10 protein-coding genes are annotated in these 10,335 nt (G+C 64.7%); 7 read left to right on the forward strand and 3 right to left on the reverse strand.

What is annotated here, in order from left to right; translation table 11 throughout:
- Positions 1-148: 148 nt before the first annotated feature.
- Positions 149-1,312: a steroid 3-ketoacyl-CoA thiolase gene (locus tag A5636_RS24430; RefSeq protein WP_065161227.1), complete on the forward strand. Its 1,164-nt coding sequence runs from the start codon at positions 149-151 to the stop codon at positions 1,310-1,312.
- A gap of 92 nt (positions 1,313-1,404) precedes the next feature.
- Entirely contained in the window at positions 1,405-1,857 is a 453-nt protein-coding gene (locus A5636_RS24435) for a nitroreductase family deazaflavin-dependent oxidoreductase (RefSeq protein WP_065161228.1), read from the forward strand.
- A gap of 7 nt (positions 1,858-1,864) precedes the next feature.
- On the opposite strand, the gene A5636_RS24440 is transcribed toward A5636_RS24435, so the two are convergent.
- Positions 1,865-2,785 (reverse strand): SDR family oxidoreductase, encoded by a 921-nt coding sequence (locus tag A5636_RS24440; RefSeq protein WP_065161229.1) that lies wholly within the window; start codon positions 2,783-2,785, stop codon positions 1,865-1,867.
- Positions 2,786-2,800: 15 nt separating this feature from the next.
- The gene (locus tag A5636_RS24445; protein WP_065161230.1) at positions 2,801-3,586 is read right to left on the reverse strand and encodes an SDR family oxidoreductase; all 786 of its coding nucleotides are present in this window, start codon (positions 3,584-3,586) and stop codon (positions 2,801-2,803) included.
- 57 nt (positions 3,587-3,643) lie between these two features.
- On the opposite strand from A5636_RS24445, the gene echA20 reads away from it, so the two are divergent.
- Genes echA20 through A5636_RS24470 form a run of 5 tightly spaced genes read left to right on the forward strand, consistent with a single transcriptional unit; the run spans position 3,644 to position 9,214 of the window.
- Positions 3,644-4,402, forward strand: coding sequence for a (7aS)-7a-methyl-1,5-dioxo-2,3,5,6,7,7a-hexahydro-1H-indene-carboxyl-CoA hydrolase (gene echA20, locus A5636_RS24450; RefSeq protein WP_065161231.1), 759 nt, complete (start codon positions 3,644-3,646; stop codon positions 4,400-4,402).
- Positions 4,403-4,449: 47 nt separating this feature from the next.
- Positions 4,450-5,331 (forward strand): cholesterol ring-cleaving hydrolase subunit IpdA, encoded by an 882-nt coding sequence (gene ipdA, locus A5636_RS24455; RefSeq protein WP_065161232.1) that lies wholly within the window; start codon positions 4,450-4,452, stop codon positions 5,329-5,331.
- On the forward strand, positions 5,328-6,083 hold the full coding sequence (ipdB, locus tag A5636_RS24460) for a cholesterol ring-cleaving hydrolase subunit IpdB (RefSeq protein ID WP_065161233.1): 756 nt from the start codon (positions 5,328-5,330) through the stop codon (positions 6,081-6,083). The genes ipdA and ipdB overlap by 4 nt, the downstream gene beginning before the upstream one ends.
- 10 nt (positions 6,084-6,093) lie before the next feature.
- On the forward strand, positions 6,094-7,161 hold the full coding sequence (gene ipdC / locus A5636_RS24465) for a (3aS,4S,5R,7aS)-5-hydroxy-7a-methyl-1-oxo-octahydro-1H-indene-4-carboxyl-CoA dehydrogenase (RefSeq protein ID WP_065161234.1): 1,068 nt from the start codon (positions 6,094-6,096) through the stop codon (positions 7,159-7,161).
- Between the two features lie 34 nt (positions 7,162-7,195).
- Positions 7,196-9,214, forward strand: coding sequence for a fatty acid desaturase (locus tag A5636_RS24470; RefSeq protein WP_065161235.1), 2,019 nt, complete (start codon positions 7,196-7,198; stop codon positions 9,212-9,214).
- A 120-nt stretch (positions 9,215-9,334) separates the two neighbouring features.
- On the opposite strand, the gene A5636_RS24475 is transcribed toward A5636_RS24470, so the two are convergent.
- Positions 9,335-10,195: an endonuclease domain-containing protein gene (locus A5636_RS24475; RefSeq protein WP_065161236.1), complete on the reverse strand. Its 861-nt coding sequence runs from the start codon at positions 10,193-10,195 to the stop codon at positions 9,335-9,337.
- Positions 10,196-10,335 lie beyond the last annotated feature (140 nt).

The following is a 10,335-nucleotide window of genomic DNA, read 5'->3' on the forward strand; positions in this document are numbered from 1 at the left end:
TCGGTGACTGGTTTGCGTCTCACGATCCCCAGGACACTAGCTGTCCTAGTGATGCTCTGCTGTCAGTAAAACATGCCTCCACCGCAGACAAAAGGCGTCGGAGCATCCTCGCTTGTCATAGTAATGAAACGTGTTCTAGCCTGGCCTCATGGGTAACCCGGTAATCGTCGAAGCCACTCGCAGCCCGATCGGCAAGCGCAACGGCTGGCTATCCGGCCTGCATGCGACCGAGCTGCTGGGCGCGGTGCAGAAGGCGTTGGTGCAAAAGGGCGGTATTGACCCCGGCGATGTCGAACAGGTCATCGGTGGCTGCGTGACGCAGTTCGGCGAGCAGTCCAACAACATCACCCGGGTGAGCTGGCTCGTCGCCGGCTTGCCCGAGCACGTCGGTGCCATGACGGTCGACTGCCAGTGCGGCAGCGGCCAGCAGGCCAACGGCCTGGTCGCCGGGTTGATCGCGGCCGGTGCCATCGACATCGGCATCGCCTGTGGCATCGAAGCCATGAGTCGGGTCGGCCTCGGCGCCAACGCGGGCCCCGACCGCAGCATCTTGCGGCCCGAGTCCTGGGACATCGACCTGCCCGACCAGTTCACCGCAGCCGAGCGGATCGCCAAACGGCGCGGCATCACCCGTGATGAGATCGACGAATTCGGCTACGCCTCCCAGGCAAAGGCGAAGCAGGCTTGGACCGAGGGCCGCTTCGACCGGGAGATCTCCCCGATCGAGGCCCCGGTGCTCGACGAGAACAAGCGGCCGACGGCCGAGCGCGCACCCGTGCACCGCGACCAGGGTCTGCGCGACACCACGCTGTCGGGCCTGAGTCAGCTCAAGCCGGTCCTCGAAGGCGGCATCCACACCGCGGGCACGTCGTCCCAGATTTCCGACGGCGCCGCAGCGGTGCTCTGGATGGACGAGGACAAGGCCAAGGCGCTCGGCCTCAAGCCACGGGCCCGCATCGTCAGCCAGGCGCTCGTCGGCGCCGAGCCCTACTACCATCTCGACGGCCCCGTCCAGTCCACCGCGAAGGTGCTGGAGAAGGCGGGCATGAAGATGGGTGACATCGACATCGTCGAGATCAACGAGGCATTCGCGTCGGTGGTCTTGTCCTGGGCCCGGGTGCACGAACCGGACATGGACCGGGTGAACGTCAACGGCGGTGCGATCGCATTGGGCCACCCGGTGGGCAGCACCGGCAGCCGCCTGATCACCACCGCGCTGCATGAACTGGAGCGCACCGACAAGAGCACCGCCTTGATCACGATGTGCGCTGGCGGCGCCCTGTCCACCGGCACCATCATCGAGCGCATCTAGCTCGTCCCTAGCACCGCGAGCCGAACCACATTGCGGAAATCCCGGCTTGGAATCGCAGCCAGGTTCGGCCCAGAGCCAAACTAGGACACCCCATGCCGAAATCACCACCGCGGTTTCTGAATTCACCTTGGGTTGACGTCTTCATCAAGTGGATGGCGCGGGCCAACACCTCGATCTATCGGCTCAGCAACGGAAAGCTCGGCGGCACGATCAAGCGGGCCCCGGTTGCGTTGCTGACCACCACCGGCCGCCGCAGCGGTGAACCGCGGGTGAGCCCATTGATCTATGTGCGCGACGGCGACCGCGTGGTTTTGGTGGCTTCGCGGGGCGGATCCAACAAGCATCCGCTGTGGTACCTCAACCTCAAGGCCCAGCCGAAAGTCTCGGTTCAGATCCGCGACGAGGTGCTGCAACTCAAGGCACGTGACGCCACACCCGAAGAGCGCGAACGATATTGGTCTCAGCTGGCCGCCGTGTATCCCCCACTCGACGACTACAAAACCTGGACCGACCGCACGATTCCGATCGTCATCTGCGACCCCTGACGTTGGGTTACGAACCGGCCCCGTACACGGGGACCGGCGTGCGGGACTTGGCCAGGAGATCAGTGACGACGGGCCCCAATTCGGCGGGATCCCACCGTGCGCCCTTGTCGATCTGCGGTCCGTGGGCCCATCCTTCGGCGACCCGGATCAGGCCCGCCTCGACTTCGAAGACTTTGCCGGTGACGTTGCGGGATTCAACGCTGCCCAACCACACCACCAGTGGGGAGACGTTCTCCGGCGCCATCGCGTCAAAGCCGCCGTCCTCGGGCGCTGCCATGGTTTCGGCGAACACCGCTTCGGTCATCCTGGTGCGCGCAGCAGGTGCGATCGCATTGACGGTGATGCCGTAGCGACCCAACTCGGCGGCACCCACCAGAGTCAGTGCGGCGATTCCGGCTTTGGCGGCGGAGTAGTTGCCCTGGCCGACGCTGCCCTGCAGGCCGGCGCCCGAGCTGGTGTTGATGATGCGGGCGTTCAGATCATCGGGTCCGACCGTGCCGGATTTGATCTGCCGGCGCCAGTAACCCGCGGCGTGCCGCAGCGTGGCGAAGTGGCCTTTGAGGTGGACGCGGATCACGGCGTCCCATTCACTTTCACTGGTGTTGGCCAACATTCGGTCGCGGATGAAGCCCGCGTTGTTCACCAGCACGTCGAGGCCACCGAAGGTATCGACGGCCGTGTCGATCAGGTTCTGCGCACCCGTCCAGTCCGCGACGTCGTCGCCGTTGGTAACGGCTTCCCCGCCCGCGGCGATGATCTCGTCGACCACCTGCTGCGCAGGGCTTTCCCCGGCGGACCCGTCCAATCCGACACCGATGTCATTGACCACTACGCGCGCACCTTCGGCGGCGAAAGCTAATGCGTGCGCACGGCCGATGCCGCGGCCCGCTCCGGTGACGATGACCACCCGGCCGTCAACCACACCCATATTTTTCCGTCTCCTCTACTTGATCGCGTTAGCGTTCGTGGTGGCCAGGTAGTGCGGCGGCTCGCCGCCACCGTGGACCTCCAACGTCGCACCGCTGATGTAGGACGCCGCATCAGACGCCAAAAATGCTGCGGCCCAACCGATATCCTCGGGCTTGGCCAATCGCCCCAATGGAACGTTCTTAGAGATCGCGGCAATCGACTCGGCGTCGCCGTAGAACAGGTCGGCCTGCTCGGTTTCCACCATGCCGACCACACACGCATTGACCCGGACCTTCGGTCCCCACTCCACCGCCAGCGTCTCGGTCAGGCTCTCCATGCCCGCTTTGGCCGCCCCGTACGCCGCGGTGCCCGGACTCGGACGCCGGCCACTGAGACTGCAGATGTTGACGATCGACCCGCCATCCGATTGGCTTTGCATCTTCTCGTTGGCACACTGCGAAACCAGCAGTCCACCAATGAGATTGAGCTCGATGATCTTCCGGCTGAACTTTGGGCTGGCGTCGGCTGTCAACACATACGGCGAACCGCCGGCGTTGTTCACGACGACGTCGAGTCGGCCGTGCCGCTCCACGATCGAGTCGATCAGACCGGCGACCGCTTCTTCGTCACGGACATCGCAGGAGTGGAATTCGTAGGGTAGTCCGTCGACCGCGCGTCTGGCGCAGGTCACCACCGTGGCGCCCTGTTCTGCGAAAACCGAACTGATCCCGGCGCCGACGCCACGAACTCCGCCGGTTACCAGCACCACTCGCCCAGCAAGACCGAATGTGATGCCGGCAGCTGATGGCGAGGGGGTCACTGTGCTAGCGTACCAAGCAAGTGCTTGCTTAGGTAGTTGACCCCAGCAGGAAGTGCCATGACGATCACCGCCACAACCCTTGAACCAGGCATAGTCGCCGTCACCGTCGACTACCCGCCCGTCAACGCCATTCCCTCACAGGGATGGTTCGAACTCGGCGACGCCATCACGGCGGCCGGCCGCGACCCGCAGACTCACGCGGTGATTTTGCGAGCGGAAGGCCGCGGCTTCAATGCCGGTGTCGACATCAAAGAGATGCAGCGCACCGAAGGTTTCACCGCTCTCATCGACGCCAACCGCGGCTGCTTCGCCGCGTTCCGCGCGGTCTACGAGTGCGCGGTGCCGGTGATCGCCGCAGTGAACGGATTCTGCGTGGGCGGTGGCATCGGCCTGGTCGGCAACGCCGACGTCATCGTCGCCTCGGACGACGCGGTCTTCGGCCTGCCGGAAGTGGAGCGCGGCGCGCTCGGTGCCGCCACCCACCTGTCCCGCCTGGTTCCGCAGCACATGATGCGGCGACTCTTCTTCACCGCAGCGACGGTGGATGCCGCCACCCTGCACCACTTCGGGTCGGTGCACGAGGTGGTGCCGCGCGACCAATTGGACGAAGCCGCCCTGAAGGTGGCGCGTGACATCGCCGCCAAGGACACGCGCGTCATCCGGGCCGCCAAGGAAGCGCTCAACCTGATCGACGTGCAACGGGTCAACGCGAGTTACCGCATGGAGCAAGGCTTTACCTTCGAACTCAACCTCGCCGGGGTCGCCGACGAGCACCGCGACGCGTTCGCCGGCACGGCGAAGGGCAAGAAAGAGTAGCGGGTCGTGAGGATGGAGAACGAAGTGATGAGGAGGAGCGGCGCACAATGTCAGACAAGCTGACAACCCTCGACGAGGCCGTCGCGCAGGTGGAAAGCGGCATGACCATCGGCATTGCCGGTTGGGGATCCCGTCGCAAACCGATGGCTTTCGTGCGCGCCCTGCTGCGCACCGACGTCAACGATCTCACGGTCGTCACCTACGGCGGACCGGATCTGGGGTTGCTGTGCTCGGCCGGCAAGGTCAAGCGGGTCTACTACGGGTTCGTTTCGCTGGACTCCCCGCCGTTCTACGACCCGTGGTTCGCCAAGGCCCGCACCACCGGTGCCATCGAAGCCCGCGAGATGGACGAGGGCATGCTGCGCTGCGGTCTGCAAGCGGCCGCGCAGCGCCTGCCGTTCCTGCCGATCCGCGCCGGACTGGGTAGCTCGGTGCTGGATTTCTGGGAGGGTGAACTGCAGACCGTCACCTCCCCCTATCCAACGGACGGCGGCCACGAGAAGCTGATCGCCATGCCCGCGCTGCGACTCGATGCTGCCTTCGCGCACCTGAATCTCGGTGACAGCAAGGGGAATGCGGCCTACACCGGAATTGACCCCTACTTCGACGACCTGTTCCTGATGGCGGCCGACAAGCGATTCCTGTCGGTTGAGCGCATCGTCGAAACCGAGGAGTTGGTCAAATCGGTTCCGCCGCAAGCGCTGCTGATCAACCGCATGATGGTCGACGCGGTCGTGGCGGCACCAGGCGGAGCGCACTTCACCACCGCCGCACCGGATTATGGTCGCGACGAGAAGTTTCAACGACACTACGCCGAAGCCGCCTCCACCGAAGAAGGCTGGCAGCAGTTCGTGGCGACCTACCTGTCGGGCAGCGAGGACGATTATCAGGCGGCGGTAAAGGCGTTCGGCGAGGAGGCTGCGAAATGACCGCTACCCGAGCCGAGGTGTGCGCGGTCGCCTGCGCCGAGTTGTTCAGGGACGCAGGCGAAATCATGGTCAGTCCGATGACGAACATGGTGTCGGTGGGCGCACGACTGGCACGACTGACGTTCTCCCCCGACATTCTCCTCACCGACGGTGAGGCACGTCTGCTCGCCGACACCCCGGCCCTCGGTGTTCCGGGTTCAGGTCCGGCCGCGATCGAGGGGTGGATGCCGTTCGGTCGCGTCTTCGAGACCCTGGCCTGGGGGCGACGCCACGTGGTGATGGGCGCCAATCAGGTTGACCGCTATGGCAATCAGAACATCTCGGCGTTTGGGCCACTGCAACAGCCCACCCGGCAGATGTTCGGTGTCCGCGGTTCGCCGGGCAACACCATCAACCACGCGACCAGCTATTGGGTAGGCAACCATTCCAAGCGGGTGTTCACCGAGTCGGTCGACGTCGTCTCGGGCATCGGCTACGACAAGATCGACCCGGACAATCCGGCGTTCCGCTTCGTCAACGTGTTTCGGGTGGTTTCCAACCTCGGAGTGTTCGACTTCGGCGGACCGGACCGCACCATGCGGGCCGTGAGCCTGCACCCGGGCGTCGCCGCCGATGACGTCCGGGAAGCCACCTCGTTCGAGGTGCACGGCCTCGAGGAAGCCAGCGAGTCCCGGCAACCGACCGATGACGAGTTGCGGCTGATTCGAGAGGTTGTCGACCCGAAAGCGCTGCGCGACAGAGAGATACGTTAGTGAGACTGTTGTGAAGCTCAAGACGCCCCTGACCGAGCTGGTCGGCATCGAGCACCCGGTGGTGCAAACCGGAATGGGCTGGGTAGCCGGTGCCCGGTTGGTGTCAGCTACCGCCAACGCCGGTGGTTTGGGCATCCTGGCGTCGGCAACCATGACCCTGGACGAGTTGGCCACGGCTATTGGCAAGGTCAAGGCCAGTACCGACAAACCGTTCGGCGTGAACATCCGCGCCGATGCCGCCGACGCGGGCGATCGTGTCGAACTGATGATCCGCGAGGGCGTGAAGGTGGCGTCGTTCGCCCTGGCGCCCAAACAAGAGCTGATCGCCCGTCTGAAAGAAGCTGGTGCGGTGGTCGTCCCGTCAATCGGTGCGGCCAAGCATGCGCGCAAAGTCGCAGCCTGGGGCGCCGACGCGATGATCGTGCAGGGAGGCGAGGGTGGCGGCCACACCGGACCTGTCGCCACCACGTTGCTGCTGCCGTCCGTGCTGGATGCGGTCAAGGACTCCGGCATCCCGGTGATCGCCGCCGGCGGATTCTTCGACGGACGCGGGTTGGCGGCGGCACTGTCCTACGGGGCCGCCGGGGTGGCGATGGGCACCCGATTCCTGCTTACCTCCGACTCCACGGTGCCGGATGCCGTGAAACAGCGGTACCTGGAGTCCGCCCTGGACGGCACCGTAGTGACCACCCGGGTCGACGGCATGCCGCACCGCGTGCTGCGCACCGGGTTGGTGGAGAAACTGGAAAGTGGCTCGCGGGCAAGGGGTTTGAGCGCAGCTGTGCGCAATGCCGCCAAATTCAAGCAGATGTCGCAGATGACCTGGCGTTCGATGATTCAGGACGGTCTGGCCATGCGGCACGGCAAGGAACTGACCTGGTCGCAGGTGGTCATGGCGGCCAACACACCGATGCTGCTCAAGGCCGGACTGGTCGAGGGCAACACCGAAGCCGGGGTGCTGGCCTCTGGCCAGGTGGCAGGGATCCTGGATGATCTGCCGTCGTGCGCCGAACTGATCGAGTCGATCGTCCGCGACGCGATCACACATTTACAAACGGCAGCTGCGCTCGTGGAATAGTCGCGCGTGTCAACTGGGCTACGCTATGCCAGCTATGACGACTGTCGAGACGGACCACTCGGCTCCCAAATCAGCCACGCATCATGCCCTGCCCGATCCGGGTGAAGCGGTACCCAAGCTGGCGTTGCCTACCGTTGGGGTCTTTTTCGCGTCCCTGACCGCCTTCGTCGTATCGACGGTCGGCTATCTGAACGGCTGGTCGCCCTGGTGGGTCACCATTCCGGTGAACGCGGCAGTGACCTTCGTGATGTTCACGGTGGTGCACGACGCATCGCATTACTCGATCAGTTCGACCCGCTGGGTGAACGGTCTCCTTGGGCGCCTCGCCTGGCTATTCGTCGGTCCAGTGGTCGCATTCCCGTCGTTCGGGTACATCCACATCCAGCACCACCGGCACTCCAACGACGACGATCAGGATCCGGACACCTTCGCCTCGCACGGAAAGTGGTGGCAGTTGCCGCTGCGATGGTCGGCGGTGGAGTACTTCTACCTCAGGTACTACCTGCCGCGGGCTCGCAGTCGTCCGGTGGCCGAGGTGGCCGAGACGCTGGTGATGATGGCGCTGAGCGTCACCGGCTTGATCGTCGCCATCGTCACCGGAAATCTCTGGGCGCTGGCAGTCGTCTTCCTCTTCCCGCAGCGCATCGGTCTCACCATCCTCGCGTGGTGGTTCGACTGGTTGCCCCACCACGGCCTGGAAGACACCCAGCGCACCAACCGCTACCGCGCTACCCGCAACCGGGTGGGCGCGGAGTGGGTGTTCACCCCGGTGTTGCTGTCGCAGAACTATCACCTGGTGCATCACCTGCACCCGTCGGTGCCGTTCTACCGCTACCTGCGAACGTGGAAACGCAACGAAGAGGCCTACCTGGAACGCAACGCTGCGATCTCCACGGTGTTCGGCCAGCAACTCAATCCCGACGAGTTCCGGGAGTGGAAAGAACTCAACGGCAGGCTGTCCAAGCTGCTGCCGGTGCGGATGCCGGCCCGATCGAGTTCGCCGCACGGGGTGTTGCACCGGATCCCGGTTGCGTCAGTGGACCCGATCACCGCCGACAGCACCATGGTCACCTTCGCGGTGCCGGAGGAACTGCAGGACGCATTCCGCTTCGAACCTGGCCAGCATGTGACGGTGCGTACCGACCTCGGCGGCAATGGCATTCGGCGCAACTACTCCATCTGCGCGCCCGCTACCCGGGCGCAGCTGCGGATCGCAGTCAAACACATTCCGGGCGGCGCGTTTTCGTCGTTCGTGGCCAATGAACTGCGGGCCGGGGACGTGCTCGAGTTGATGACGCCGACGGGTTGTTTCGGCACTGCGCTGCACCCGCTGAACCGCAAGCACTATGTGGGCTTGGTGGCGGGCAGCGGGATCACGCCGGTGTTGTCCATCCTCGCCACGACGCTCGAGGTCGAAACCGAGAGCCGGTTCACGCTGATTTATGGCAACCGCACCAAGGAATCGACGATGTTCCGGGCCGAGCTTGATCGGCTCGAGGCCCGCTACGCCGACCGCCTGGAAATCCTGCACGTGCTTTCCGGCGAGACGCTGCATACGCCAGAACTGCGGGGCCGCATCGACCGGGACAAACTGAACAATTGGCTGACCAGCACTTTGTCGCCGGCCAGCGTGGATGAGTGGTTCATCTGTGGCCCACTGGACATGACCACCGCTGTGCACGAGGTGTTAACGGAGCACCTCGTGGACAGCGAGCGCATGCACCTGGAACTGTTCCACGGCTACGGCGCGGCGCCGGTAGGCGATCACGAATATGATTCTGCAACAGTGACTTTCAAACTAAGTGGGCAGGAATACAGTTACGATCTGGCCCCCGGTGACTCAATCCTGGAAGGCACGCTGCAAGTTCGAGCGGATGCGCCGTATGCGTGCATGGGCGGAGCGTGCGGCACCTGCCGAGCCAGGTTGGTCGACGGCAAAGTCGAGATGGATCACAACTTCGCACTCGGCCAGGCCGAACTCGATGCCGGCTACATCCTGACCTGCCAGTCCCACCCCACGACGCCGTTCGTGTCGGTCGACTTCGACGGCTAGCTTCGGCGCTCGGCGCGCCGACGCGCCGACGCACCGGTGCGGTGCGCGTTGCGCCCCCGCCGAGCGTGAATCTCACGACGCGACACGCCGTTTCGCCGTCGCCAGATTCACATTCGGCGCTCACCCATCCCACCCGGCGGCTCGCATTGCTGCGAAGACGCGCGCGATGAGAGTGCCCTGCCTGTGCCGGAGCAGGTCGCTACTGACCCTGATGATCGTCCACCCCAGATCGCTCAACGCGGTCTGCCGATCAATGTCGCGGGCACGCTGGCCGGGGTCCGTCCAGTGCTGGCGCCCGTCGTACTCGATGCCGACGCGCAATTTCTCATAACCCATGTCAATGCGGGCGACGAAGTCGCCGTATTCGTCGCAGACCCTGATCTGTGTCTGCGGTTTCGGCAAGCCCGCGTCGATGATCGCTATTCGAGTTCGCGTCTCCTGCGGCGATTCGGCACCGCCATCAACCAGCGGCAACAGGCGCCGCAGCCGGACGAGGCCGCGCGCGCCAGGATGCTGTGCAGCAACGACTTCCACGTCGGCGATCTTTAGGCCGCTTGCTTTGGCCAAGTCGTCGAGACGCTGGATCGCGGTCAGTCGGTGCGCTGTTCGCCGTCCAACATCGAACGCCGTCCGGGCGGCAGTAGTGACCGGGACGATCCCGACGGTCGACATCTCGTCGGCAAGCAACTTGTCGGCGTGGACCGTTATGCGTGCCGGCGGTCTGCGGTTGGCGTGCATCAATTCCGCGTCGAGCGAGGGGCTAATCCACTTCGCACCGAGGAGAGCGGCCGCCGAATTGCCGGCCACCACTGCTCGGCGTCGAGACCACAACCAAGCTGCGTAAGCGCGCTGAGGCGCCGTCAGCTCGATACCGGTCGGTGCGTAAACGCCCGGATATACCGATTGATAGCAGGAACGCATCGCACGCTCAGGGATGGCCTTCGCGGCCAGCGCTTCAGCGCCGAGAAACGGCCACTCCATGCGCGCATGTTGTCAGCACTCGCCGCTTGTTGCCGTCACCCATCAACAGGTTGGCCGAGTGTGAATCTCACGACGCGACACGCCGTTTGGCCGTCGTCAGATTCACGTTCGGCGGGGACGGTGGGGTGACGGGGACGGTG

This window comes from Mycobacterium asiaticum, from assembly GCF_001673315.1.
Classification (GTDB): Bacteria; Actinomycetota; Actinomycetes; order Mycobacteriales; family Mycobacteriaceae; genus Mycobacterium; species Mycobacterium asiaticum_B.

Excerpts from the sequence above, each read along its gene's own strand:
- A5636_RS24430 (WP_065161227.1), top strand. The coding sequence starts at position 149 with ATGGGTAACCCGGTAATCGTCGAAGCCACTCGCAGCCCGATCGGCAAG.
- A5636_RS24435 (WP_065161228.1), top strand. The coding sequence starts at position 1,405 with ATGCCGAAATCACCACCGCGGTTTCTGAATTCACCTTGGGTTGACGTC.
- A5636_RS24440 (WP_065161229.1), bottom strand. The coding sequence starts at position 2,785 with ATGGGTGTGGTTGACGGCCGGGTGGTCATCGTCACCGGAGCGGGCCGC.
- echA20 (WP_065161231.1), top strand. The coding sequence starts at position 3,644 with ATGACGATCACCGCCACAACCCTTGAACCAGGCATAGTCGCCGTCACC.
- ipdA (WP_065161232.1), top strand. The coding sequence starts at position 4,450 with ATGTCAGACAAGCTGACAACCCTCGACGAGGCCGTCGCGCAGGTGGAA.
- ipdB (WP_065161233.1), top strand. The coding sequence starts at position 5,328 with ATGACCGCTACCCGAGCCGAGGTGTGCGCGGTCGCCTGCGCCGAGTTG.
- A5636_RS24470 (WP_065161235.1), top strand. The coding sequence starts at position 7,196 with ATGACGACTGTCGAGACGGACCACTCGGCTCCCAAATCAGCCACGCAT.
- A5636_RS24475 (WP_065161236.1), bottom strand. The coding sequence starts at position 10,195 with ATGGAGTGGCCGTTTCTCGGCGCTGAAGCGCTGGCCGCGAAGGCCATC.